The 26,125-nt window shown below is 46.2% G+C and carries 24 protein-coding genes and 9 tRNA genes; 6 read left to right on the forward strand and 27 right to left on the reverse strand.

Annotation, left to right across the window (positions count from 1 at the left end; all coding sequences use genetic code 11):
• Window positions 1-7 precede the first annotated feature (7 nt).
• From nusA to rlmE, 10 genes are all read right to left on the reverse strand, one after another.
• Window positions 8-1,507 carry a transcription termination factor NusA gene (gene nusA / locus Q4Q54_RS08605; protein ID WP_220590918.1) on the reverse strand — a complete coding sequence of 500 codons (1,500 nt, stop codon included), beginning with the start codon at window positions 1,505-1,507 and terminating at the stop codon, window positions 8-10.
• Between the two features lie 29 nt (window positions 1,508-1,536).
• The gene (gene rimP / locus Q4Q54_RS08610; RefSeq protein ID WP_006082718.1) at window positions 1,537-1,992 is read right to left on the reverse strand and encodes a ribosome maturation factor RimP; all 456 of its coding nucleotides are present in this window, start codon (window positions 1,990-1,992) and stop codon (window positions 1,537-1,539) included.
• 173 nt (window positions 1,993-2,165) lie between these two features.
• A tRNA-Met gene (locus Q4Q54_RS08615) sits at window positions 2,166-2,242 on the reverse strand.
• An 82-nt stretch (window positions 2,243-2,324) separates the two neighbouring features.
• Window positions 2,325-2,411 (reverse strand) — tRNA-Leu (locus Q4Q54_RS08620).
• Between the two features lie 11 nt (window positions 2,412-2,422).
• On the reverse strand, window positions 2,423-2,758 hold the full coding sequence (gene secG / locus Q4Q54_RS08625; protein WP_006082719.1) for a preprotein translocase subunit SecG: 336 nt from the start codon (window positions 2,756-2,758) through the stop codon (window positions 2,423-2,425).
• 1 nt (window position 2,759) lies between these two features.
• On the reverse strand, window positions 2,760-3,542 hold the full coding sequence (gene tpiA / locus Q4Q54_RS08630) for a triose-phosphate isomerase (RefSeq protein ID WP_006082720.1): 783 nt from the start codon (window positions 3,540-3,542) through the stop codon (window positions 2,760-2,762).
• A gap of 194 nt (window positions 3,543-3,736) precedes the next feature.
• The gene (glmM, locus tag Q4Q54_RS08635; RefSeq protein WP_106651350.1) at window positions 3,737-5,074 is read right to left on the reverse strand and encodes a phosphoglucosamine mutase; all 1,338 of its coding nucleotides are present in this window, start codon (window positions 5,072-5,074) and stop codon (window positions 3,737-3,739) included.
• An 80-nt stretch (window positions 5,075-5,154) separates the two neighbouring features.
• Window positions 5,155-5,988: a dihydropteroate synthase gene (folP, locus tag Q4Q54_RS08640; RefSeq protein ID WP_107948736.1), complete on the reverse strand. Its 834-nt coding sequence runs from the start codon at window positions 5,986-5,988 to the stop codon at window positions 5,155-5,157.
• A gap of 209 nt (window positions 5,989-6,197) precedes the next feature.
• Window positions 6,198-8,171: an ATP-dependent zinc metalloprotease FtsH gene (gene ftsH / locus Q4Q54_RS08645; protein WP_311988215.1), complete on the reverse strand. Its 1,974-nt coding sequence runs from the start codon at window positions 8,169-8,171 to the stop codon at window positions 6,198-6,200.
• A 29-nt stretch (window positions 8,172-8,200) separates the two neighbouring features.
• Window positions 8,201-8,830 carry a 23S rRNA (uridine(2552)-2'-O)-methyltransferase RlmE gene (gene rlmE / locus Q4Q54_RS08650; RefSeq protein ID WP_106651353.1) on the reverse strand — a complete coding sequence of 210 codons (630 nt, stop codon included), beginning with the start codon at window positions 8,828-8,830 and terminating at the stop codon, window positions 8,201-8,203.
• Between the two features lie 90 nt (window positions 8,831-8,920).
• On the opposite strand from rlmE, the gene yhbY reads away from it, so the two are divergent.
• Complete coding sequence (gene yhbY / locus Q4Q54_RS08655; protein ID WP_006082725.1) at window positions 8,921-9,220, forward strand: ribosome assembly RNA-binding protein YhbY; 300 nt, start codon at window positions 8,921-8,923, stop codon at window positions 9,218-9,220.
• A gap of 83 nt (window positions 9,221-9,303) precedes the next feature.
• Here the strand turns inward: yhbY and secF are convergent, their stop codons facing one another.
• From secF to Q4Q54_RS08690, 7 genes are all read right to left on the reverse strand, one after another.
• The gene (secF, locus tag Q4Q54_RS08660; RefSeq protein WP_311988216.1) at window positions 9,304-10,206 is read right to left on the reverse strand and encodes a protein translocase subunit SecF; all 903 of its coding nucleotides are present in this window, start codon (window positions 10,204-10,206) and stop codon (window positions 9,304-9,306) included.
• A 2-nt stretch (window positions 10,207-10,208) separates the two neighbouring features.
• Window positions 10,209-12,023 carry a protein translocase subunit SecD gene (gene secD, locus Q4Q54_RS08665; protein ID WP_311988217.1) on the reverse strand — a complete coding sequence of 605 codons (1,815 nt, stop codon included), beginning with the start codon at window positions 12,021-12,023 and terminating at the stop codon, window positions 10,209-10,211.
• 226 nt (window positions 12,024-12,249) lie between these two features.
• On the reverse strand, window positions 12,250-12,858 hold the full coding sequence (locus tag Q4Q54_RS08670) for a hypothetical protein (protein ID WP_311988244.1): 609 nt from the start codon (window positions 12,856-12,858) through the stop codon (window positions 12,250-12,252).
• Window positions 12,859-13,313: 455 nt separating this feature from the next.
• Window positions 13,314-13,790 (reverse strand): transcription elongation factor GreA, encoded by a 477-nt coding sequence (greA, locus tag Q4Q54_RS08675; protein WP_028761461.1) that lies wholly within the window; start codon window positions 13,788-13,790, stop codon window positions 13,314-13,316.
• Between the two features lie 370 nt (window positions 13,791-14,160).
• The gene (locus Q4Q54_RS08680; protein WP_063883390.1) at window positions 14,161-14,979 is read right to left on the reverse strand and encodes a DUF4198 domain-containing protein; all 819 of its coding nucleotides are present in this window, start codon (window positions 14,977-14,979) and stop codon (window positions 14,161-14,163) included.
• 54 nt (window positions 14,980-15,033) lie between these two features.
• The gene (locus tag Q4Q54_RS08685) at window positions 15,034-15,546 is read right to left on the reverse strand and encodes a DUF2271 domain-containing protein (RefSeq protein WP_311988218.1); all 513 of its coding nucleotides are present in this window, start codon (window positions 15,544-15,546) and stop codon (window positions 15,034-15,036) included.
• 16 nt (window positions 15,547-15,562) lie between these two features.
• Complete coding sequence (locus Q4Q54_RS08690; protein WP_311988220.1) at window positions 15,563-16,159, reverse strand: PepSY-associated TM helix domain-containing protein; 597 nt, start codon at window positions 16,157-16,159, stop codon at window positions 15,563-15,565.
• A 472-nt stretch (window positions 16,160-16,631) separates the two neighbouring features.
• On the opposite strand from Q4Q54_RS08690, the gene Q4Q54_RS08695 reads away from it, so the two are divergent.
• Entirely contained in the window at window positions 16,632-17,330 is a 699-nt protein-coding gene (locus tag Q4Q54_RS08695) for a hypothetical protein (RefSeq protein WP_311988245.1), read from the forward strand.
• Window positions 17,331-17,813: 483 nt separating this feature from the next.
• Here the strand turns inward: Q4Q54_RS08695 and Q4Q54_RS08700 are convergent.
• From Q4Q54_RS08700 to Q4Q54_RS08745, 10 genes are all read right to left on the reverse strand, one after another.
• Window positions 17,814-17,888 (reverse strand) — tRNA-Gln (locus Q4Q54_RS08700).
• A gap of 41 nt (window positions 17,889-17,929) precedes the next feature.
• Window positions 17,930-18,014, reverse strand: a tRNA-Leu gene (locus Q4Q54_RS08705).
• Between the two features lie 75 nt (window positions 18,015-18,089).
• Window positions 18,090-18,166 (reverse strand) — tRNA-Met (locus tag Q4Q54_RS08710).
• A gap of 1 nt (window position 18,167) precedes the next feature.
• A tRNA-Gln gene (locus Q4Q54_RS08715) sits at window positions 18,168-18,242 on the reverse strand.
• 24 nt (window positions 18,243-18,266) lie between these two features.
• Window positions 18,267-18,341 (reverse strand) — tRNA-Gln (locus tag Q4Q54_RS08720).
• 45 nt (window positions 18,342-18,386) lie between these two features.
• Window positions 18,387-18,471, reverse strand: a tRNA-Leu gene (locus Q4Q54_RS08725).
• Between the two features lie 95 nt (window positions 18,472-18,566).
• Window positions 18,567-18,643: transfer RNA gene (locus tag Q4Q54_RS08730), tRNA-Met, on the reverse strand.
• Between the two features lie 208 nt (window positions 18,644-18,851).
• Window positions 18,852-19,943 (reverse strand): redox-regulated ATPase YchF, encoded by a 1,092-nt coding sequence (ychF, locus tag Q4Q54_RS08735; protein WP_106651360.1) that lies wholly within the window; start codon window positions 19,941-19,943, stop codon window positions 18,852-18,854.
• A gap of 129 nt (window positions 19,944-20,072) precedes the next feature.
• Complete coding sequence (pth, locus tag Q4Q54_RS08740; RefSeq protein WP_006082736.1) at window positions 20,073-20,660, reverse strand: aminoacyl-tRNA hydrolase; 588 nt, start codon at window positions 20,658-20,660, stop codon at window positions 20,073-20,075.
• A gap of 152 nt (window positions 20,661-20,812) precedes the next feature.
• Window positions 20,813-22,060: an FAD-dependent monooxygenase gene (locus Q4Q54_RS08745; protein WP_311988221.1), complete on the reverse strand. Its 1,248-nt coding sequence runs from the start codon at window positions 22,058-22,060 to the stop codon at window positions 20,813-20,815.
• Window positions 22,061-22,467: 407 nt separating this feature from the next.
• On the opposite strand from Q4Q54_RS08745, the gene Q4Q54_RS08750 reads away from it, so the two are divergent.
• The 4 genes from Q4Q54_RS08750 (at window position 22,468) to ybeY (ending at window position 26,103) form a co-directional block, all read left to right on the forward strand.
• Window positions 22,468-22,893 (forward strand): hypothetical protein, encoded by a 426-nt coding sequence (locus tag Q4Q54_RS08750; RefSeq protein WP_311988222.1) that lies wholly within the window; start codon window positions 22,468-22,470, stop codon window positions 22,891-22,893.
• An 85-nt stretch (window positions 22,894-22,978) separates the two neighbouring features.
• The gene (gene miaB / locus Q4Q54_RS08755; RefSeq protein ID WP_006082739.1) at window positions 22,979-24,403 is read left to right on the forward strand and encodes a tRNA (N6-isopentenyl adenosine(37)-C2)-methylthiotransferase MiaB; all 1,425 of its coding nucleotides are present in this window, start codon (window positions 22,979-22,981) and stop codon (window positions 24,401-24,403) included.
• Between the two features lie 202 nt (window positions 24,404-24,605).
• Window positions 24,606-25,652 carry a PhoH family protein gene (locus Q4Q54_RS08760; RefSeq protein ID WP_006082740.1) on the forward strand — a complete coding sequence of 349 codons (1,047 nt, stop codon included), beginning with the start codon at window positions 24,606-24,608 and terminating at the stop codon, window positions 25,650-25,652.
• Window positions 25,642-26,103 carry an rRNA maturation RNase YbeY gene (ybeY, locus tag Q4Q54_RS08765; protein ID WP_311988223.1) on the forward strand — a complete coding sequence of 154 codons (462 nt, stop codon included), beginning with the start codon at window positions 25,642-25,644 and terminating at the stop codon, window positions 26,101-26,103. The genes Q4Q54_RS08760 and ybeY overlap by 11 nt, the downstream gene beginning before the upstream one ends.
• The last annotated feature ends 22 nt before the right edge of the window (window positions 26,104-26,125 follow it).

Consider the following 26,125-nt stretch of genomic DNA (forward strand, 5'->3'; position numbering starts at 1 on the left):
GATCGACTTATGCTTCTTCGCCAAACCAACAGATATTGCGGGCTGCCATGATGAGCTCACCTGCTTTTTCTTCTGTCAATTCTTCAATTTCGATCAAATCATCAATGCCTTGTTCAGCCAAGTCTTCTAGAGTCACAATACCTTTGCTAGCGAAAACATAGGCTAAGTGTCTGTCAACACCTTCAAGTGCTAGCAACTCTTCACTTGGCTCCACACCATCCAGTGCTTCTTCAGTAGCGAGAGCTCGAGTTGAGATCGCCGCTTTTGCACGTTCACGTAAGGCTTCAACGAGATCTTCGTCAAAACCGTCAATCGCCAATAGTTCAGACACAGGCACATAGGCAACTTCTTCGAGCGACGTAAAGCCCTCGTCCGCCAGTACTTGTGCAAAATCTTCATCGACATCCAGTGAGTTAACGAATAAATCAACCACCTTGGCACTTTCTGCCTGGTGTTTCTTATTCATATCGTCCACTGTCATAACGTTCAGAACCCAACCTGTCAGCTGTGTTGCTAAACGTACGTTCTGGCCATTACGTCCAATGGCTTGTGCCAAACTATCTGCTTCAACAGCGATATCCATTGAATGGTTATCTTCGTCAACTATGATAGAGGCCACATCGGCTGGCGCCATGGCATTGATCACGTATTGTGCTGGATTATCATCCCACAACACGATATCAACACGTTCGCCACCCAGTTCATTCGACACAGCTTGTACACGTGCACCACGCATACCCACACACGCACCGATAGGATCGATACGACGGTCATTTGACTTAACGGCGATTTTAGCGCGCGCGCCTGGATCACGGGCTGCGCCCATAATCTCAATCAGTTCATCAGCAATTTCAGGTACTTCTACACGGAAAAGCTCGATTAGCATTTCAGGTTTAGTACGGCTTAAAAATAACTGTGCGCCGCGAGCTTCTGGACGTACTGAGTACAGTAATGCACGTACGCGGTCGCCTGGGCGGAAAGATTCACGTGAAATTAAATCTTCACGGAACAACACGCCATCAGCGTTATTACCTAAGTCAACCACTACGCTTTCACGAGTTGCTTTTTTGACTATACCAGTGATTAACTCACCTTCTTGGTCTTGGAACTGTTCAACCACTTGAGCACGTTCAGCTTCACGTACTTTCTGTACGATCACTTGCTTAGCAGTTTGAGTGGTAATACGGTCAAACACCACTGACTCGATATCGTCTTCGATAAACTCGCCAGGTTGGATATCTGGATTTTCGTATCGTGCCGCTTCTAACGTGATTTCGCGGTAAGGATTTTCTAACGCGGCACCGTTGTCATCAACCACCATCCAACGACGGAAAGTATCATAACCACCGGTTTTACGGTCGATAGCAACACGAACGTCAATATCACCTTCGTATTTTTTCTTGGTTGCTGTGGCCAGAGCAATCTCTAGCGCTTCAAAAATTTTCTCGCGTGGAACGGCCTTTTCATTTGAAACCGCCTCAGCGACTAGCAGAATCTCTTTATTCATCTCGTCTTGCCTCGTTCACCTTGAAACCATCAAAACTTAGCGATTAAGTTGCCTTTGCGGATATTATCCAATGCGACAACTAACTCTTTACCATTCACTTTCAGCGAGAGCATTTGCCCGTCGACCGCAGTGATGGCGCCTTTTAAATTACGACTGCCGTCAACCGGCATAGTCAATTGAAGCTTTACATCCTCGCCCACATAGCCCGCATACTGCTCGGCAGTAAATAAGGGTCTATCAACACCTGGCGAAGAAACCTCTAGGGTATATTCTGTAGAAATAGGATCTTCAACATCGAGTACAGCACTGACTTGGCGACTTGCATTGGCACAATCTTCAATATTGATACCATTCTCACCATCAATGAACACTCGCAGTGTGGAATGCTTACCCGCTTGAACATATTCAATGCCCCATAGCTGAAAGCCTAATGCTTCCACAGGTACTTTGAGCATTTCTGCCAGTCTGAATTCTAACGTTGCCAAGATTGACCCCCGAAAAAACAAAAAAGGGCTTAATAGCCCTAGTACAACGCCACATACGAAGCATGCGACAAATTTAAAAGTCCCAGATAACAAAAAACCCCGTAATCACGAGGTCATTAATTTCAAGAACCTGTAAACCATAACGAATTCAAAGACTATTCGTTACTAGGAGCTGGTTGCGGGGGCCGGATTTGAACCGACGACCTTCGGGTTATGAGCCCGACGAGCTACCATGCTGCTCCACCCCGCGTCAACTGTGTGCAAGTATATTGACTATCGTCATTTCTTGCAATAACTAAGAGAGAACTTATCTCGTCTATCTTAGTTATATTTGGTGCCGAGAGCGGGACTTGAACCCGCACGACCGTTAGGTCACAGCCACCTCAAGGCTGCGCGTCTACCAATTTCGCCACCTCGGCGACACCTTTTACTAGTCAGGAATTTTCGTTTCTGACTTTTGGGTTCCTTGCTCAACAGGTTGTGTGACCTGTTCAGTGTCTGAACCTAAATTTTTCCATGAATCTTCATTTTTTGCGTGGTTTGCACTTAAGTTGCCAATTAGCAGACTCAAAGTAAAAAACGCAATGGCAAGAATTGCCGTAGTGCGTGTCAGGAAGTTACCTGAACCGCTTGAACCAAACAGAGTACCTGATGCACCGGCGCCAAAAGAGGCCCCCATGTCAGCTCCCTTACCTTGCTGAATTAATACTAGGCCGATCAGACCTAATGCAACCAACAAGTAAATAACTACTAGAACTTCATACATATTATGCGCTCATCGCTATGGTACACAGACTTAAAAACTCGCTAGAGTTTAAGCTAGCACCGCCAATCAGTCCACCATCAACATCAGGTTGGGCAAATAAATCTGCAGCATTACTCGGCGTTACACTACCACCGTAGAGAATCCTGATATTTTCTCCGATAAACGGAGAGACTTCAGAGAGGCGTTTGCGAATAAACGCATGAACTTCTTGTGCCTGCTCTGGTGTAGCGCTTTTACCTGTCCCTACAGCCCAAAGTGGCTCGTAGGCGATAATGGCGTTATCAAAAGCCATAGTGCCATTCTTCTGGATCACTATGTCCAACTCTTCAGCAATCACCTCAAAGGTACGTCTTGCTTCACGCGCTGGACCCGACTCACCCACACATAAAATGGGAGTTAAGCCATGCTTTTGTGCAGCGGCGAATTTCTCCGCTACGATATTACTCGTCTCTCCGTACATACGGCGACGTTCTGAATGCCCGATAATCACATATCGACATCCTGAATCTTTGAGCATCTGACCTGAAACTTCTCCGGTATAAGCGCCAAAGTCATGTTGACTCAGGTTTTGTGCGCCCATCCTAACAAGTGAACCGTCTAACGCTTCCTTGTTTGCTTCTAGCAGTTGCCTGACGCTCTCTAGATAGATAGAAGGCGGGCATAAAACCACTTCAGCTGAATCATTTTGGAGCTTAGAGGCAAATTTCTTGAACAACTCTTGGGCTAATGCCGCACTGCCGTTCATCTTCCAATTGCCAGCTACCATAGGACGTCTGAGTGCCATCACTGTCTCCTCTGAAAGCGGCGTGAATAATAGCGAACCACTTATTAAGTTACAATAGCAAAATTCGAATTTTTTCAGATATCAGGTTGGAGTGCTTGTTTTTTAGACTCAAAAGCTGATTTCTGTTCATTTGTGCAGCTAACACCTTAATTTTAAATTGGTATCAGCCGCACTCATTATTAAATATGCAAAGATTAGCTTGCCGATTTTACCGCATCCGCAATCAAATTTGCGTGCGCCAATACTGTACTATGATCGTCACCTTCTACCATGACACGGATCAAAGGTTCAGTACCTGACTTACGTAATAGCACTCGACCACGAACACCAAGCTCTGACTCAACCTGTGCCTGTGCCGCTTTTACTTTATCTGATTGAAGCGGGTCATGCTCGCCCTCAAAGCGCACATTGACTAATACCTGTGGCAACATTTCCATCGCAGAAGTCAGTTGTTCTAGCGTGGCATTTTGGCGGCGCATGGCCGCTAACACTAAAATCCCAGCGACAATACCATCACCGGTTGTGCCGTGGTCAAGATTAAGGATATGCCCAGAGTTTTCACCGCCGATGCGCCAATCGAGTTCCTTCAGCAATTCCATCACATAGCGGTCACCCACTTTTGAACGCGCAAAGGGAATATCTAAGGCTTGCAAAGCTAAATCAAGCCCAAGATTTGACATTAACGTACCAACTACACCACCGCGTAATACGCCGCGGGATTTCGCATCACAGGCCAAAATATATAAAATCTGGTCGCCGTCAATGACTTCGCCTTTACTATTGACCATCATAATACGATCGCCATCGCCGTCGAGCGCAATACCTAAATCGGCACTTTCGGCGAGCACAGTTTCACAAATCTTACCCATGGACGTAGCGCCCACTTTGTCATTGATGTTAACCCCATTAGGTTTATCACCAATGGCAATCACCTCGGCACCTAACTCACGAAATACTGCGGGGGCTATGTGATAGGTTGCACCATGGGCACAATCGACCACAATTTTTAACCCAGTTAACGTGTGTTCTGCGGGGAAATTACCTTTGCAATACTCGATATAACGACCACGAGCATCTTCAATGCGCGACACTTTGCCAAGCAGATGTGATTCAACGCAAACGAGGGGCTTTTCAAGTTCGGCTTCGATTTCTAGCTCTAAGTTATCGTCTAACTTACTGCCGTCGGTCGAGAAAAATTTAATGCCGTTATCGTAATAAGGATTGTGTGATGCGCTGATCACCACCCCAGCTTCTGCGCGAAACGTACGCGTTAAATAGGCGACTGCGGGCGTGGGCATGGGTCCCATTAACATCACATTAAGACCAGCAGCAGAAAGACCCGCTTCTAATGCCGATTCGAACATATAACCTGAAATACGGGTATCTTTACCTATGATCACCTTTTTGGTACCACTGCGGGACAATACACGACCCGCTGCCCAACCTAATTTTAGCGCAAGCTCAGGTGTCATTTGACCTGAACCGACCTTTCCCCGAATACCGTCAGTTCCAAAAAATTTACGTTCTTTCATATCGCCCCACAAACTCAAATGTGTCCCAATAATTTGGGATCATAATATTAATTAAATGCTTAACGAGAGCATAACGATGCTTAAAAATACGCTTGTGTCGCTTGTAACACCTTGAGCATATCCACAGTTTCAGCAACATCATGCACGCGAATGATATGAGCCCCCTTTTGGGCCGCTATCATTGCGCCAGCAAGGCTTCCAGCAAGACGATCTGAGGTCGGTTTTGCTAAGAGGTTCCCTATCATGCTCTTACGGGACAATCCTATCAATAAGGGCAAATCAAACTTGGCAAAAGAATCGAGTTTTGCCAGTAATTCATAGTTATGTTCTAAGCTTTTGCCAAAACCAAAGCCAGGATCGAGTATAAGTAATTCACGGGGGATCCCAGCTTGTAAGCAAGCGTTAACCCGCTCGGTCAAAAAAGTAGACACTTCTTCAATAACATCATAATACGTCGGCGAAGACTGCATATTCTTCGGCTCGCCCTGCATATGCATTAAACAGATAGGAACGTGCAACTCCACGGCGGCTTGGAGCGCACCGGGTTCCATCAAAGCACGGACATCATTAATTAGGTGTGCACCCGCGGCAACGGCTTGACGCATCACTTCAGCTTTACTGGTATCGACCGAAATCCACACATCATGGTGCGTCGCCACATATTTTACTAACGGGATCACCCGCGCAAGTTCATCGGCTAGGCTCACCTCGGCGGCGCCGGGCCTTGTCGACTCTCCACCAATATCAATCATCCCTGCGCCTTGAGCCACCATGTCATCGGCATGCTGACAGGCAAGTTCATAGGAAGAATATTGACCACCGTCGGAAAAGGAATCGGGAGTGACATTCAGAATGCCCATCACTATGGGCGAAGATAACGCGAGGCGTTTAGTGCCAGCAATCAGTTCAAACACGCATTTACTCCAGTAATACGAACACTTACGATTTTACCTATAGGCATAACTTGCGTCATCAGTTTTAGCCTTCACTTTCTATCCAAGGTAATGATGTCAGAGGATAAATATCAGTAACGGCAAAGTGGATAAATGACAGCGCAGTCAAATTACTTACAAGGTAAAACAAGAAAACCCCTTTACGGGGTTTTCTTTTGTTTCACAACAAATTACTTAGCAGGTGATTCATCAGGCTCTTTCAAGTCCGGTTCATCAGATGCATTAGTCACAGTATCAGCAGCTTTCTCAGCTGGCTCACCATGACCGCTACCTTTGTCGTTAGAACCATGGTCATCCACTTGCCAATCGGCCGGTTGACGTACTTCACGACGCTTCATTAAATCATCAATTTGAAGTGAATCAATAGTTTCGTATTTCATTAAAGCTTCTTTCATCGAGTGCAGAATATCGAGGTTATCCGTCAATATCTGCCTCGCTCTCGCGTAGTTCTTGTCGATAAAGACTTTCACTTCAGCGTCGATGATAGTTGCAGTTTCATCGGACATGGCTTTGGCTTTACCCATACTGCGACCTAAGAACACTTCACCGTCTTCTTCGGCATACAATAATGGACCTAGCTTGTCCGAGAAGCCCCACTGAGTCACCATGTTACGCGCAATAGAGGTCGCGTATTTGATGTCCTGTGATGCACCAGTCGACACTTTTTCAGTACCGTAGATAAGCTCTTCTGCTAAACGACCGCCGTATGCGACTGAAATTTGGCTTTCTAACTTACGACGGCTCTGACTCACTGAGTCAGCTTCGGGTAAGAAGAAAGTGACACCCAGCGCACGGCCGCGAGGAATGATAGTGACCTTGTGCACAGGATCGTGCTCTGGTACTAAACAACCTACAATTGCATGGCCCGCTTCGTGGTATGCAGTCATTTCTTTTTCAGCTTCAGACATCACCATAGAACGGCGCTCAGCACCCATCATGATTTTATCTTTAGCACGCTCAAATTCTTCCATGCCCACAACTCGGCGATTTCCACGAGCCGCAAACAGGGCCGCTTCGTTCACTAAGTTAGCTAAGTCAGCACCAGAGAAACCTGGTGTACCACGGGCAATTACACTCGCCTTCACATCTTCAGAAAGCGGTACTTTACGCATATGCACTTTCAAAATCTGCTCACGACCACGAACGTCCGGTAAGCCAACGACCACTTGACGGTCAAAACGACCTGGACGCAGCAGTGCAGAATCGAGTACGTCTGGACGGTTAGTTGCCGCGATAACGATAACGCCTTCATTACCTTCGAAGCCGTCCATCTCAACCAGCATTTGGTTCAGTGTTTGCTCACGTTCATCATGACCACCACCTAAACCCGCGCCGCGCTGACGACCGACCGCATCGATTTCATCGATAAAGATGATACAAGGTGCAGACTTTTTCGCCTGTTCGAACATGTCACGCACACGGGATGCACCAACACCAACGAACATTTCAACGAAATCAGAACCCGAGATAGTGAAGAAAGGTACTTTAGATTCACCCGCAATGGCTTTCGCCAGCAAGGTTTTACCAGTACCTGGAGGACCCACCATCAGCACGCCCGTTGGAATACGGCCGCCCAATTTTTGGAATTTAGTTGGGTCACGCAGATAATCAACTAACTCTTTGACTTCTTCTTTTGCTTCGTCACAACCAGCAACATCGGCAAACGTGGTTTTAATCTGATCTTCGCTCATCAGCTTGGCTTTGCTCTTACCAAAGGACATAGCGCCTTTGCCACCGCCGCCTTGCATCTGGCGCATGAAGAAAATCCATACCCCGATAAGCAATAACATAGGGAACCAAGAGATGAAAATTTGGGTTAGGAACCCAGATTCTTCGGCTTCTTGGCCCTTCATGGTGATGCCTTTACGATCAAGATCATTAATTAAATCTTGGTCATATAACGGCATGATAGTCGTGAACTTTTCACCCGTTCGTTTAGCACCCTCGATAGTACGTTGATCGCTTTTAACTTCAACAGTTGCGACCTGCCCATCACGGACATTATCTAAGAAGGTAGAATAATCCATCTTCTGCGATGACGAAGAAGAGGGGGAGTAACCCTGAAACACTGACATCAGCACAACGGCGATGACAACCCAGAGTATTAGATTTTTTGCCATGTCACTCAAATTACTAGACCTCATTAAGTCTTGCGATTATTAACGCTAGGTTACTACAACTTGTACCCAGTCGCCACAAGATAGACTTCACGGGAACGCGCCCGCGAAGAGTCCGGTTTACGTGTTTTAACTACTTTGAACGCCTCTTTTACCGCTTTCATGTACTCGTCAAAGCCCTCCCCCTGAAAGACTTTTACCGCAAAACAACCGTTAGGTGCCAAAACTTGATGACACATATCTAACGCCAATTCCACTAAATACATGGCGCGCGGCTGGTCTACACCATCTGAACCACTCATGTTGGGCGCCATGTCAGACAACACAACGTCAACCTTAGCGTCACCGACTCGGGTAAGCAATGCTTGAAGGACTTTATCTTCACGAAAATCCCCTTGCAAAAAGTCTACCCCGACGATGGGATCCATAGGCAAAATGTCACAGGCGATGACCTTACCTTTTTCTCCGGCTAATTTAACCGCCACTTGAGACCAGCCTCCCGGCGCGGCCCCTAAGTCAACCACAGTCATGCCTGAGCGGATAAGTTGATCCTTTTGCTGGATCTCCTCAAGCTTAAACGCAGCGCGAGATCGCAATCCCATTTTTTGTGCGAGTTTGACATAATGATCATCAAAGTGTTCTAGCATCCATCGATTGGAACTGGCCGTACGTTTTTTACCTGACATTTAAAATCCGCAACAATTGAGAGTTACACAAAGGCTATATAAGGGTAGAATAGCCGTTTTTCAACAGTAACTCAGCAAAAGTTGGTAGAAATGAACTTAACAACCAAACAAAAACAGCATTTAAAAGGTCTAGCGCATCCGCTAAAGCCAGTGGTGCTGCTTGGTGCCAATGGATTGACTGAAGGTGTACTCGCTGAAATTGAAAGCGCACTCGCTTATCATGAATTGATTAAAGTGAAAGTAGCCTCTGCCGACAGAGAGCTAAAAAATGCCATCGTTGATGCCATAGTACGTGAAACTCAATCCGCAAAAGTGCAACTTATTGGTCATATTCTGGTGATTTATCGTCAATCACCAGAAATGAAAATTGCTTTGCCAAAGGCAAAATAATTTTTCTTGATTTTTATTGTGTTAACAAAGAGGCCACTCAATTGAGTGGCCTCTTTGTTTTTGCTACGAATGAAAATAAAGCACTAAGGCGTATCAGAAATCACTTGTTCCTTATAATGCTCAGGCGTTAAACCTAAAAACTCAGGCAGTGAGGTGCCAACAGAAATCGATGAGAATGTACCGGTTAAAATACCGATAAACATAGCAATCGAGAATCCTTCCAACGGCCCACCACCCATGATCCACAGCGCACCAACCGTCATTAAAGTTGTCCCTGAGGTCACCATAGTGCGGGAAAACGTCGCCACAATTGCTTGGTTATTAATCTCTTGAATCGAAAGCTTAGGTTTTGCAATCAATAACTCACGAATGCGGTCAGCAATAATGATCGAATCATTTAACGAATAACCTAAAATCGCCAGCACAGCCGCCAGTACCGTTAAATTAAACTCCATCTGCGTCAGCGCGAAAAAAGCCAGTACGAATACAACATCGTGTATCAGCGCAAACAAAGCGCCCGATGCGAGTCGCCACTCAAAGCGATAACTTAAATAGCCTAAAATACACAGCATAGCGACTAACAACGCTAACCCGCCCTGCTCCGCCAGTTCTTGACCAATCTGCGGCCCTACAACGCTACTATTAAGGACTTGTACTTCAGAGTTAAGTGGCGCTAATGCCTGCTGAATGTCGACATTGCTTTGCTCCGTATCAGCACTCTTTATATCACCATAGCGCAGTACCCAACGCCCCGGCTCACTGGCCGAGATCACAGAGACTTCCTGCTGATAGGCAGCATTAAGCAAAGGTTGTAACTCACTGCTGGTGATTTTTCTATCGAGCTGAACTTCAGTCACCACACCACCGGTAAAGTCTAATCCCCAGTTAAACCCTTTTACACCTATAATCGCTAATGACGTTATCATCAAAAAAATTGAGATAGCACTGGAGACATAACGCCATTTTGTTAGATTGATATTTTTCATGCTTATACCCTCACATGACGACTAGCATCACGTCCGTAAACTAAGTTAATCAAGGCTCTTGAAGCAAAGATACCGGTAAACATGCTGGTCAGAAGACCTAGACCTAAGGTCAAGGCGAAACCTTGAATTGGACCATTACCTATGGAGTAAAGCACCACTGCAGTGATCATAGTGGTGAAGTTGGCGTCAAAAATAGTAGAAAACGCGCTATCAAACCCGGTATCAATTGCCAGCGCAAAACTGCGCCCCTCCTTTAACTTGTCTTTTATTCGCTCAAAAATCAGCACGTTGGTATCGACAGCCATACCGACTGTTAACACCAAGCCAGCAATACCGGGTAAGGTCAACACAGCACCAGGAATAAGCGCCAGTAGGCCGAACAAGATCACCATGTTAGAAATCAGCGCAATATTCGCCACCCAACCGAGACGGCGATACCAAAGCGCCATAAACAACAAGGTAATGCCCATACCTAGACCAAGCGCTGCAAAACCGTTTTCAATGTTTTCAGCACCTAGCGTTGGGCCAATGGTGCGCTCTTCCACAATCGTTACTGGCGCCGTCATAGAGCCAGCTCGCAGTAACAAGGCTAATTGCTGCGCTTCTTGATAGGTGCCAGCACCTGTGATGCGAAAGCGGTCTCCAAGCTGGGATTGAATGGTCGCGACGCTGATAATCTCTTGAGTTTGCTTGGCCTTACCTTGTTCATCACGACTGTACTCGCTGTAAGACGTCGCCATAGGTTTGCCAATATTGGATCGGGAAAACTCAGACATTTTCTGCCCGCCGACACGGTCGAGATTAATATTCACCTCGGCCATGCCCATCTCCCCTAAACTCGCTCTGGCATCGACAATGTGATCGCCACCCAGCACTGGCGAGCGGCTCACATAAATAGGCTTGCCAGATTTATCCTTCAGCACTTGCGCATTCACAGAACCTGACTCTTTCACCTCGAAAAAAGCCAGACTCGCTGTAGCACCAATGACGTTTTTCGCGGCTGCAGGATCTTGCACGCCAGGCAACTCAATCCGAATTCGATGCTCGCCTTGGCGCTGCACTAAGGCTTCAGTGATGCCGAGTTCTTCAATACGACTGCGCATAACTTGCAGGTTTTGCTGCACGGTCAAATTACGCAGCTTTGTTTGTTCCTCTTGGCTCAACTTAATCTGTAAACCCGCGCCATCGGCATTAGATAATTGCCAATTGGGATAAGACTGTTTCATCATCTGACGCACGACGGCGCGAGCGTCATTATCGGGCAAGGTCAGGTTTAACTGGCTAGCATGGTCTAAATAGACGCTGGCACCACGGATCTTCTGCTCACGGATAAATTGACGTAGCGAATCAACCAGCGCCTCTGCCTGAGTTTGATACACAGGCTCAACATCCACATCGAGTAAAAACTGCACACCACCACGTAAATCGAGCCCCAGTTTAATCGGCTGAAAACCTAAGTTTTGCAACCAACTTGGCGCCGCACTGGCAAGGGATAAGGTCAACTCCTTGGGCTCTTTGACCATAGACGAAACCAAGGTTTTAACTAAGGTTTGTTGGTTATCCTCATTGAGGACAATTAAGGTTTCACCATTCTTTTGGTCGATACGTTTTACCGTCACGCCTTCAGCTTGTAGCTTATCTCGAAGGGCTACGGGCGTGAGTGTTAACCCAGCCTTAGCGCCTACTTGCACCGCGGCATCCTCACCATAAAATGTCGGCAAGGCACTGAATAACATCACTATGATGGTGACGATAAGCACTAAGTATTTCCAAGCTGAATAGTGATTTAGCAGCCGTTTATTGGGTTTTCTTTCCATGGGATTAACTCGCTATTTATCACCTAACTTTTGAGTCAAAGCTAAGCGAACATATTGATATCAGTCCGAAACCTATCATTGAGCACCAGCAAATTTAGCCAGTTAAACTCAAGTCATCACAGCGAATATAACCGCGATAGAGATGGTTTCGGTGAGAACAAAAGTGCAATGGCATGCACGTTCAACGGGAGCGAACTCCAGTCGATAGCACACCTAAATAGATGGGTTAAGCGGCTTGCTGACTAAATCGATATTGAAGATTTGAGACTTTCCACCCGGAAATTCGGGCTGGGGAAGATACAGCTGAAAGCGTCCAGTCGGATGTGATATCCAGAACGGTAGGTTCAACGACATCGGGTGTCGGTTCGGCAGTAAAGTCTACTGCGAGTACATAGACCGGCTTCACCTCACGCACATCGTGTTGGGCAAGACTAATAAAGCGCGGCGAATTGATTGGGGCAAAATTTAAGTCGTCCGAATGACTCACGTAATCTGAGCTTGGACAAGGTGTTGGCTGGGATGCTGAGTCTGAGCTGGCACCATGGACATCATGGCTACTCAACGAGCCGCAGCTTTCAACGGTTTGAGCATCAGAATGTGAATTCGATTGAGCAATAGCATCGGGCAAACTTTGAGATTCAGCGCTTGGCTCTGCATCGGGAGTTGAACTATCAGGACTTACAGTGTGCATCTGGGCCGTTTGTTTTAGAGCCGCTTTCTTAAGATTTGTATGTGTCTGAATATAATGATGACTTGTATTACTGCGTTGTACTGAGGTTTTTGGCGTATAGCTAGCCGAGTGCGCAATCAGCATGATCGCCACGCAAACTAACATCAATCCCGTACGCCAGTGTTTTACCAAAGCGTGCCCTCTTATTAAAACGAAAAATAACCCCATTCATGCTTAGCATTTGCTATTTAACGTTAGGGTCTAAAATAAAACTCGTGCTAAATCAATTACACAATACCGAGTTAATTCTGATAAAACTTTCTGATTAAGCTCTAGAGTTGCAGCTTAAGTAAAAGTGCAGCAAGAGACAAATTAATCTTTATCCATCTTTCGAGTTCAACCCTGAAGCGCGTTCTCAATCCATAGCTAAATCTTAAATTCATAGCTAAATCTTAAATCCATAGCTACATCTTAAATTCACATGCAAAACTCAATCTCTAAACATGCATGCCAACTGGATTTACAGATAACAAAAAACCGCCCGAGGGCGGTTTTAGAACGAGCACAAATCATACTCTCGGCACGACTTAGCAGACTCTATAGCTAAATCGATTCGCTGATTATAAATACTGTACTGAGATGATTTCGTAATCTGTCATGCCACCTGGCGTGGTAATCGACACTTCATCACCTTCATTTTTACCCACTAAGCCACGGGCTATCGGTGAGTTAACAGAAATCAGGTTTTCTTTAATATTCGCTTCATCATCGCCGACTATGCGATAAGTCACTTCAACGTCAGTATCGAGATTCAAAATAGTTACAGTGGCGCCAAAAATGATACGACCGTTGTTCACCATCTTAGTGACATCGATAATTTGCGCGTTAGATAACTTACCCTCAATATCACGGATACGTGCTTCACAAATACCTTGTTCCTCACGAGCCGCATGGTATTCCGCGTTTTCTTTCAGGTCGCCTAACTCTCTCGCTGAAGCAATGGCTTCAGTGATCTTAGGGCGACGGTCAAACTTGAGAATATCTAACTCTTTACGCAGCTGCTCTGCACCGACAACTGTCATAGGAACCTTAGTCATAACTTCTTTCGTCTCCTTTAAAACAAAAGCAACCCGTGCCAACGCTAAGGTCAACACAGTCAAATGAGGGTGGAATTGCGCTATTCTAATCGTTATGCGCCTTTGATGCATCAAGAACAATGCATTGACGCAGCTTACCCAACCTTAAGCGGAGTTACCAGCAATGAAATCTAAATCCGCGAGCCAGATAGGATCATTGTGGTGACATTGATAAAAAGCCGTATCGATAAAGGGAGGCTGAATACAAAAATGCCCACTCAACGTTGCGGCTGTGGGCATTTAACGATAAAGGCTAACTCGTTAATAACACTCAATCATTCATCACACTCAGTCATCTATAACGTTTAGTCACTTAAGCGGAAAATGAATCCTATTCGAGCCCAGCTTCAAACGTAAGGAAAATCTCACTAACGGTTTTATCGGCAAGGGAAGTGTCTGAGTTTGGACGTTCAATCGATGCATGTAAAAGATAACGTCCCGCCGCTGGCAAAGTCATGGCTACTTTACCGTCTTTATCTGAGGTTAAGGCGATTTCTTCAGGCTTGTTTCGGTATAAACTGCCGTCTTTCATAATCGCAACACTGACGCCTGCCACGGGTTTACCATCATAAACAAACTGCAATGTGGCGGGTTCATTTTCAACGATATCGGCAGGATGGGTCACAGGGACTAATTCCAAATACTCACCCTTAGGAGCCAAAACCTTATCTGTCGGCTTATTTCGAGTCACGTAGGTTTCCACTCGCGATACATTTAAAGAACCTTCTAATTCAGAAGCACCTTTAGGCATGACTGCGGCGGTTGCATTTTTATCTAAACGACTACGAACAAAACCTTCTTTGCCTTTTACTTTATAGCGGGAGAAGTAGCGCGGCGTGACTTCTTTCTCGAACTTATAGGTGCCATCTTGCAGCAATTGCACGTCAAATACCGACTTACGGCCGCCGGTATAACTTGAGCTTGGAGAGCTTGACTCACCATTGGGCAATAACACACGTACATCACTGGCACTGAAAGGTTTATCCATCATAAACACTTGATTGCTGGCAGACACATCTGAAGTGATCCACACGGCCTCTTGGCTTTCGGCCGAAACGTTAAAGTGGCTAGGTAAGATCCATCTGTCGTGGCTGCTTGCCAACGGGCTAATACAAAGTGTGCTAAGTAATGCAATAAGACGTAATTTCATGCCTTTTCCTTAAGTTTAACGAGTAATGTACGGGCAATATGTTCATTTGAAGGCTCAGCGAGCCATGCCGCTTAAGCGTATGTCGATAACGCCAGTTTCAGTAGTGGCGGGTAACTGCACAGAGAAGTCCCCCGTGGTTAAATCGATATTTTGTCGCACGAGATCGCGACCACCATGCTCACGCACCACTTCAATAAACACAGTATAACGAGCGGGCTCAAGTGCTTTACCCGCCTCATCTTTTAAATCCCAATCGATTTTGTAATGACCCGCAGGGCGTGTGGCAGATGCAATTCCATCAACAAAACTCATATCGTCACGACCTGCTTTACGCCACCAACGGCGGATGTCTTTAAGCCATTTATGACCTTCATCCCAAACCCAAAGGCTTAAGGTTTTTACCGGTTGTCCTTGGGCATCCTCAACCCATACCGCCACATAAGGTCTGTGATATTGGCCTTCGGTAATTTCCGGCAAGGTTAAATCGACAGTCATTTGTGGCGCAGCAAACGCAGCTGAACTCACAAACAAAGCACTCACCGCAACAGTACGAATAAGATGACGCATACTCGGTCTACACTCCTTAGGGAACGAAATAAACATACACAAGTCCGCAACTACCGCTGACGAGTACCATGTATAACAATGACTTTTTGAGGCGCTTAGTTTGAGGCAATAATAAGTAAGCCCCCGTGAGCGAAAATAAAATAATCAGTACGGCGCTAAGGTCGAGTATCCAAGCCCAAGCAGTGCCTGTGTTGCGGCCCTTATGCAAATCATTCACTACGGCTACGACACCATAATCTAAGGTTTCGACATAGGCTTGGCCGTCGAGTAAGTCCAACGTCAGGCTACGGTAAGTTCCGGGCCCTTTGCTGACTATGCTAATTTCGTCTTCATCTATGTCGGCAGTGGCCATATCCATAGCCCATTCACTTTTCAGCCAATGGCCCGTTGCCAAACGCCACTGCGCATTTTGAGTATCGACGGGTAATAAATAGGCAGGAATGGGCACTTGCTCCCGTTTAGGTTCTTGATCTGTTTGAGAAAACCAATTGGGGTGATTTAACGTTATGCCTGTCACCGCAAAAAACAGCATCAGCAGCAACAACGCCATAGACACATAAACATGAATAATTCGAGCAAAGGACAAAGACGACTTACTGACTCTTAATTTCAATGGTGCACTCTCAAAAGCAACCCGAAGAGAAATGCCTCCAGAATCGGCTTTCCCTATGCAGCCTAAAACTGAAATGAGCTGCATTAAACTAATTTAATGTGCGAGATTAAATGAGATCGATTATCAAATAGAACAAAGTTTACAAACTTTACATATTCAATACTGAAAAAGAAGCTGAAATATAGGATTGAAGAATAAAACTGAAAAAATAAACCGCTTACAGGCAAATCTGCATTTAACACTCAAAAGCCATTATCTTTGATTAAATTAGCAGCAAGTTATTTACGGTATCATCTGTAAATATTCATTAGATTCATATAGATAAAATCCAACATTCACGCTAACTTTTTGGCATAAAATTTACTTTACGCCCCCACTCGTTTACCTCATGCCAATCGGCTACAATCCGCCGCCGGCGACTTGCTGGTACTCCCAAGGAAATATTATCTTGAGTACATCTCTGCTCAAAAAAATGCGCTGCCTGCATATTCTGTGGCTCGCGTTAATGCTCAACGCCTGTGTTGCTCCACTCTTATTAATGTCACCCCAAGGTCAACTGATGTGGGCCCTGCTCAAACCCCTGGTCGGTTTAGATCCAAATGATGTCGGCTTATTCGAACAGCCACTCATCAAAAACCGTATGCAGGAATTGCTGGGTAAAAATTACGATACTACCCTGTCGCTGCTAAAAACGGCCGACAAGATCCAGCAGGAAGGTCCACTCATCTATTTAGTGTCAACTTATACTCCTGTACCTGAAATGGCAGAAAAAGTCGGTCTGGTTTGGAACTCTGACACCAACCAAATGGCAGTCATGCTAATGAAAGGCGGCGCGCCCTCAGTGTTTTCTGAGCAATTTAGTAATCAAGCGCAAAAGCTGGTCCCAAGTTGGCCGAAGGAATTAGCCGACTATACCGATCCGCAGAAGTTACAACAAAAAGCCTTAGAAGCGGGCGCGAACCAAGTGCAGCAACAGTTACCTAATCCCATTAAAGCAGTCGCCACGGGTGAAGTTAACGCGGTTCAAAGTGCTGTCACTGAGCATGCTGTATTGCCAGCAACGCTCACTGAAGCGGCAGCAAAAGTGACCACACCAGCAGTTCCAGCAGTTCCAGCAGTTCCAGCGGAAATAAAATCGCTGCCTGTCGTGCCAGAAGTCAAAAAGCAATAACACAGCTCACCACAGTGCCTAATCCACTGGCACTGTGGTATTCACTGTCGTCTTATAAAGTGCCAATTCCCCAGCTCGACATTCTGATCCAAGCCCAGCTTCTTATGCCTGCCGTTACGCTGGTTTTATGTTGGCGCTTATGCTCACTCAAAGATTAGTTGTGCTTGCTAACTCTAAGCTTCACTCCACTCTCTGAATCCCAGAACTAAACAGATAAGGCTTATTCAGCTTGCTGACGACTTAAAATCCAATACATCATTATTGAGTTACCCAACCTATAAACGGCTTGATAAAAACAAACGACAGAAATTCAAACCAGCTATAGCAAGGACATTGATAGAAAAGGGAAATGCTAAACGAAGAAAGCGAAAGAAACCAAACTGCGAATAATGCGAAAGCAGATAGAGAGTGAAATCGAATAGTAAGGATATAGTGAAAAGCCTGAAAGCAAAAAGCCTGTCCGAAGACAGGCTTTTTAACTTTTGGCTGGGGTACAAGGATTCGAACCTTGGAATGCCGAGATCAAAACCCGGTGCCTTACCACTTGGCGATACCCCAATAAACTGTGTTTAATCTTCTTTCTGAAGATTGCATTTTGATGGTACGGGAAGAGAGACTTGAACTCTCACACCTCGCGGCACCAGAACCTAAATCTGGCGTGTCTACCAATTTCACCATTCCCGCATCAAAATGTACCAAAATTGTTTGTTCAACAGCTTTGGATTTTTCTCTGATAAATCACTTTAACAGAGTTAAATATGGTAGCAATGGCGGGACTTGAACCTGCGACCCCAGCATTATGAGTGCTGTGCTCTAACCAGCTGAGCTACATTGCCATGGCTGGGGTACAAGGATTCGAACCTTGGAATGCCGAGATCAAAACCCGGTGCCTTACCACTTGGCGATACCCCAATCAACTTGGAAACTGAGAAAAAATGGCTGGGGTACAAGGATTCGAACCTTGGAATGCCGAGATCAAAACCCGGTGCCTTACCACTTGGCGATACCCCAACTAACTCTGTTTCAAACATCCGCTATCGCCGATGTTTCTAAAAATGGTACGGGAAGAGAGACTTGAACTCTCACACCTTGCGGCACCAGAACCTAAATCTGGCGTGTCTACCAATTTCACCATTCCCGCACAGCTTCGTGTTTACATCTTGAAGAGATGCTAGCAATCAATGCTAGAGTAAAATCGCCGTCTATTTTATATAAGAATATGCTTCTTAAATAAAATGGTAGCAATGGCGGGACTTGAACCTGCGACCCCAGCATTATGAGTGCTGTGCTCTAACCAGCTGAGCTACATTGCCACTTCGATATTACGCGCCCCTCTCAGCGAGGAACGGGGCGTATTATGCTTATTCGAGGTATCGAGGTCAACAGCTTTTTTTCGCTATTTCCCTTAGGTTAAGCTGTTCGGCTATTACTTCACCAAACTGAGCAACAGATGTGCTAAATAACACACTGTTACTCGTACTTAGCTTAATTTATCAAGGTTTAGGGCTTGTCTAATCCTAGTTATACGTTAAACAAGAAATGCATCACATCGCCATCTTTAACGATATAGGTTTTGCCTTCCACACGTAACTTACCGGCTTCTTTCGCGCCCGCTTCACCTTTGTGAGCGATAAAGTCATCAAATGCCATCACTTGAGCACGGATAAAACCACGTTCAAAATCGGTGTGAATCACGCCTGCCGCTTGCGGGGCACTCGCACCGACTGGCACAGTCCAAGCACGCACTTCTTTCACGCCTGCGGTGAAATAGGTTTGCAAATTCAGTAATTGATAACCAGCACGGATAACTCGATCTAAACCAGGCTCTTCGATACCCAGATCAGCCATAAACTCATCGCGATCTGAGATGTCCATTTCAGCTAATTCAGATTCAATCGCGGCGCACACAGCAACAACGATAGCGTTTTCTGTGGCAGCAATAGCGCGAACAGCGTCTAAGTGTGGGTTATTCTCAAAACCATCTTCCGCCACGTTAGCAATATACATGGTCGGCTTTAAGGTTAAAAAGTTAAGGTAAGCAACGGCTTCCAGTTCTTCTTTAGATAATTCCATTGAACGCAGCATTTTCGCTTCGTCTAAAATTGGACGCATTTTTTCTAATACTTCCACTTCAAACTTAGCGTCTTTATCACCGCCTTTAGCACGTTTTTGCTGGCGTTGAACCGCGCGCTCTAAGCTGTCTAAGTCAGCTAAGGCTAATTCAGTGTTAATCACTTCGATATCGCCAGCGGGATCAACCTTGTTAGCAACGTGAACAATATTGTCATCATCGAAACAGCGTACTACGTGACCAATGGCATCGGTTTCACGGATGTTAGCAAGGAACTTGTTACCTAAACCTTCGCCTTTAGATGCACCAGCCACAAGACCCGCGATATCCACGAATTCCATAGTGGTCGGTAATATACGTTGTGGATTCACAATCGCAGCTAACGCATCCAGACGTGGATCCGGCACAGGTACAACACCCGTGTTAGGTTCAATGGTACAAAACGGGAAGTTAGCCGCTTCGATGCCAGCCTTAGTTAACGCATTAAAAAGCGTTGATTTACCAACGTTAGGAAGACCAACAATGCCGCATTTAAAACCCATATGCTTACCTTTCTCTCGATTATTGGCTAACGAGTCACACTCATCAGCGAGGTTTAGTCGTCCTGCCCTATGGCAGCACATTACTGAATAATTAAATCACTTTATACTTGGGTCTCGCCAAAGCAAAACCTACTCCGCTTTAAAGGAGTGTAATCTGTTCATGGCTTTCACCATGTCTTGCTTAAACAAAATCTCGGTAGAACGCACGGCTTCATCTATCGCCGCATCGATAAGCTCTTGCTCTTTAGCTGGCGCTTTTCCCAGTACGTAACCACTCACTTGGTTTTTATCACCGGGATGACCGATACCTAAGCGTAAACGGTAGAAATTTTTATCGTTAGCCAGTTTAGCAATAATATCTTTCAAACCATTGTGGCCGCCATGGCCCCCACCGAGCTTGAACTTAGCCACGCCTGGCGGCAAATCGAGTTCATCGTGAGCGACCAGAATCTCTTCCGGTGTGATACGAAAAAAGTTCGCCAAAGCACCCACGGCTTTACCACTTAAATTCATATAAGTCGTCGGGATCAATAAGCGGACATCTTTTCCGTGCAATACGGCTCTGGCGGTCAAACCAAAATACTTACTGTCGGCCACTAAAGTTACGCCGCAAATTCGAGCCAACTCTAATACGTACCAAGCCCCCGCATTATGGCGAGTGTGCGCATATTCAGCACCAGGGTTAGCCAGACCAACTATTAATTTTATTTCGCTCATGACACTCAATATCGTTATTTCGTCGATGGCAGCCGCGCAAAGCGCCGACTGAACTGACCATAGCTGCTAAAAACGCGGCATTTTAGCACTCAAAGCCCAAGTCAACAAATGCCACGTCATCGCACTGAGTCAGAACGCAGAACAACTCAGGATTAATTAAGCCCCATTGCATATTTAAGAACGGTCTTTTTGATTGGAGAATCGATGTTTGCCAACTTTAACGCGCCATTACGCAGCAGCTTAAGCGGCAAGATATCGTTGCTAAAACCGGCGTAAAACACATCCATCGCCGTCATCATCAGCTGGTTATCGCGATAACGTTTGTGCTGATATTGGGCCAGCACTTCATTCGACCACCAGGTATTATCTTGGGTTAATGCATCCTTGATGACCGCCAAAAATGCTTCGACATCCTTAAACCCAAGGTTCACCCCTTGACCGGCGAGCGGATTGATAGTGTGGGCGGCATCCCCTAAAATCACCACGTTCTGACTATAGTAGCGCTGCGCATGGCGACGAGTCAGACCAAAACTGCCTTTATTCTCAACGGTAAAATCGGCATCTAGGCGCGCAGGGAAATGCAAACGTATCTGCTCTGCGAGCTGTTTATTATTCAGCTGCATTAACTGTTTTATTCGATTGGCATCGTCGTACCACACCAGCGAAGCATTGTTGCCGGGCAGAGGTAATAAGGAACGCGGTCCTTTTGGCGTAAACTGCTGCCAAGTGACATCTTGCTGGCCCTGTGCGGTGTTGATATTGATCAGCATCGCCGATTGAGCATAATCCCACCCTGAAATACCAATCCCAGCCCATTGGCGTACCTGCGAGTGTGCACCATCGGCACCGACCAATAACTTAGCGTTGAGTTTACTATTCGATTGTAAGTGCACACTGACGCCATCACTATCACGGGCAAATGCCACCACTTTATCGGGGCAATATAAAGTAATGCCCGCCAATTGCGTCATTTGTTGCCACAGGGCAAGTTGGATTAAACGGTTTTCAACGATATGGCCTAAATGACTAGCGCCAATTTGCGAGCTGTGGAATTGGGTGATGCAGCCATCAAGCTCCCAAGTTTCTAAGCCAAGATAAGGCACATTGCGCATTTTCAGCAGTGAGTCCAAGGCGCCAAGACGTTCAAGCAGCGTTTCAGAGGCCACACTAATGGCCGAGACTCGCACATCTAACGGCTGTTCGGCTTGATAAGCCTCTGGCGCAAATGATTCAATCACCGCCACTTGCAAGCCCTGCTGGGCTAATCCAATTGCCGTCGCCGCACCGACCATACCGCCGCCGACGAGAATGACATCAAATCGAGTGACGTCTGAACCAGTCACGTCAGAATGAGTTGTATCAGATGTCATCTGTGCACTTGCTTCATCAATTTGGCTCATCTTACTTACCACCTTAGTTACCACCTTTATTGCCATGTTTATTGCTGCCCAAGCGACGTCTTTACACTATCTATGCGCCAGCTATTTTACCCAGACAGCATTGACCAAACCTGATGCAGGAGAAAGCCACGAACTTTGTATCAAAAGTATGTCTCTTAGTACTCAAACGTGAGCAAATGTTGCTATCACCCCGTCTGCTCACAGTTGCTTACAAAGACAAGATTTACCCGTTTCAACACTGACTAAACTCAAGTGGCACGGGCATCATAGCCAAAATCACTTAATCGCGATTTTGTGATTTGGCTGGCGTTATCCGTGCTGAACACTCTCACTTAACTAGCACCTAGCCCTAAGCCGTATTGGACGAGTTAACAAGTGAATCCACCGTATAGATTAGCGAGGATGTCATGAAAACACTGACTCTTTTACCCATAGCCAGTCGCCTATCAATTAGCAGCACTCTTAGAATGAGCACTCCGCTTAGATTAGGCACTGCACTTACGCTAGGCACAGCACTCATATTAGGCATTGCACCGCTAGGCCAAGCCATCGCGGCTAGCTCAGCAACTAACTCAGTCGCGAGCCCAAAGATTGAAACCATCACAGTGACCTATCGCGTCCCGCTCGATTATGCCTTATATCAACATACCACGGAAATGTTGAGCGCATTTCGACTCGAAATTCGTGAAGACATAGGCATTCAAGCACACAATAGCTTGATGGAAATGGCCAAAGCTCAGCATGTTAACCGTCTTAACCTCGCCCAAGTACAAGCCAGTAATAAAAACCTAGCATTTGTATGGGTATCGCCCTCAGCAAAAGCCAATCGGTAAAAGTGTGGACAAAGCTGGTCAGCAGCCATAACAGCAGGTAAAATGTCGCGCTATTTTTATTGGTCATCTTAGGGCGACACAACTGATGAGTAAGAAACTCCATATCAAGACTTGGGGCTGTCAAATGAATGAGTATGACTCATCCAAGATGGCTGATCTGTTAGGCGAATACCAAGGTTATACCTTGACTGAAGAAGCGTCTGAGGCAGACATTCTCCTGCTGAATACTTGTTCAATTCGTGAAAAAGCACAGGAAAAAGTGTTCCATCAGCTAGGACGCTGGAAGACGCTTAAAGATAAAAATCCCAATTTGATTATTGGCGTGGGCGGCTGCGTTGCTTCACAAGAAGGCAAAGCGATTAAAGACAGAGCCCAATGTGTCGACATTATTTTTGGCCCACAAACGTTACACCGTCTGCCCGAGATGATCGAGCAAGTGCGCCGTGGTGACAAAGCGGTTATCGATATCAGCTTCCCTGAAATCGAAAAATTCGACCGTCTGCCAGAGCCCCGCGCCGAAGGTCCAACCGCGTTTGTATCTATCATGGAAGGTTGCAGCAAGTACTGCTCGTTCTGTGTGGTACCTTATACTCGCGGTGAAGAAGTCAGCCGTCCATCGGACGACATCATCCTTGAAATCGCCCAATTGGCGGAGCAAGGTGTGCGCGAAGTGAACCTGCTAGGTCAAAACGTGAATGCCTATCGCGGCGCAACTCACGATGGCGCTATCTGTACCTTTGCTGAGTTACTGCGTTTCGTGGCAGCCATCGACGGTATTGACCGTATTCGCTTTACGACCAGTCACCCGATTGAATTTACACAAGATATTATCGACGTTTACGAAGATACCCCAGAGCTAGTGAGCTTCTTACACTTGCCAGTACAATCGGGATCTGACCGTATTCTCACGGCGATGAAACGTGGCCACATGGCGATTGAATATAAGTCAATCATCCGCCGCCTGCGTAAAGCCCGTGAAGGCATTCAAATCAGCTCAGACTTTATCATTGGCTTCCCAGGCGAAACCAAAGAAGACTTTGCTGATACCATGAAGTTGATTGAAGACATAGGTTTCGACCACAGCTTCAGCTTTATCTATAGCGCACGTCCGGGCACGCCAGCGGCGGATTTACCCGATAACGTCGATATGGAAGAGAAAAAGCAACGTCTGGCGATTCTGCAAGACCGCATCACCCAGCAAGCCATGCGCTACAGCCGCCACATGATGGGCACAGTGCAACGTATTCTGGTTGAAGGTCCATCGGTGAAAAATCCAATGGAACTGCGCGGCCGTACTGAGAACAACCGAGTGGTGAACTTCGAAGGTCAGCCAAAACACATTGGTACTTTCGTAGATGTCGAAATCGTCGACGTATACACTAACTCACTGCGCGGTGTCTTTATCCGCGGCGAAGATGAAATGGATCTACGTCGTAGCCTGCGTCCGGCTGAAATTCTGGCCAAGCGCAAGCAAGATGATGAACTGGGTGTGACTCAATTTAAGCCATAAGCTTTAAATCGGCTTAAACAGTACCTATATAGAAAAGGGCGACTTAGTCGCCCTTTTGCTTTCACGCACTTTTGTTTAAGTCTACCGAGGCAATTGCTATTTTCCGTTAGCAATTATCGGCCATGGCTCGTAAACTAAAATTATCTTGCGATGGTTAACCAACCTCGTACCTTGCTTTCTTATTCGCTATTGGGAGTGCTATTTGTCCAGTAAATTAACTACCATGAATCTGTATCTCGAACCCGCAGAAACACGCCGTCTGGCTTCACTGTGCGGTCCATTCGATGACAATATCAAGCAGATAGAACGTCGCGTTGGCGTTGAAATCGTCCGTAAGAACAATCATTTTCAGATAACCGGACTGCCACGCAATTGTTTAAGCGCCAACAACTTACTCAAAGAACTCTACATCGAGACCCAAACGGTCAAAGGCAGCACGCCCGATCTTGAGCCTGAACAAGTCCATATCGCCATTCAAGAAGCCATCGCCCTAGAGCAAGAAGACGCGAGCGACGATAGCAGCATTAATATCAAAACCCGCCGCGGCGTCATTAAGCCACGCAATCCAAACCAGAGCTTATATGTGGCCAATATTGTTCGCCACGACATTACCTTTGGTATCGGCCCTGCGGGAACCGGCAAAACCTACCTTGCGGTAGCAGCGGCAGTAGATGCGTTAGAACGCCAAGAAGTACGCCGAATTTTGCTGACTCGCCCAGCGGTAGAAGCGGGTGAAAAACTTGGTTTCTTACCCGGTGATTTGAGTCAAAAGGTCGATCCTTATTTACGTCCACTTTATGACGCACTATTCGAAATGCTCGGCTTTGAAAAAGTGGAACGCTTAATTGAGAAAAACGTCATCGAAGTGGCACCGCTTGCCTATATGCGCGGTCGTACCTTGAACGATGCCTTTATTATTCTCGATGAAAGCCAAAACACCACAATCGAGCAAATGAAGATGTTCCTTACCCGTATCGGCTTTAATTCCCGCGCGGTGATCACAGGCGACATCACCCAAACCGACTTGCCTAAACATCAAAAGTCCGGCCTACGCCACGCGATTGAAGTGTTAAGCCAAGTAGAAGAAATCAGCTTTAACTTTTTCGTCTCCCAAGACGTCGTGCGCCATCCTGTGGTTGCTCGTATCGTCGAAGCCTATGAGGCCTTTGATTTAAAAGAGCAAACCTTAAAGGCCAAGAAAGAAAGCCAATACCAGAAACAACAGGAAGCCGCAGCACATGAGTCTTGATTTAGCCTTAGATATTCAACATGCCACCGCCTGCGATGGGTTGCCAACGGACGAGCAATTCGCCCTTTGGGTCACAACCGCGATTGGCAATAGCATGGATAAAGCTGAATTAACCATACGTATCGTCGACAGCCGCGAGAGTCAGATGCTCAATAGCACCTACCGCGGCAAAGACAAACCGACCAATGTGTTGTCATTTCCCTTTGAGGCACCGCCAGAAATTGAACTTCCTTTACTAGGAGATCTTGTCATTTGCGCGGCAGTCGTTGAAAATGAAGCCCGTGAGCAACAAAAAACCTTAGAAGCGCACTGGGCACACATGGTTGTACATGGTTGCTTGCATCTGCTAGGGTATGATCACATCGAAGATGAAGAAGCTGAAGAGATGGAGTCGTTAGAGACCCAACTCATTGAAGGCTTAGGCTTTACTGACCCATATAAGGAACAATAGTTAGCTAAGATAATCCCTATCA

The organism is Shewanella sp. SP2S2-4, assembly GCF_031932025.1.
GTDB lineage: Bacteria > Pseudomonadota > Gammaproteobacteria > Enterobacterales > Shewanellaceae > Shewanella > Shewanella baltica.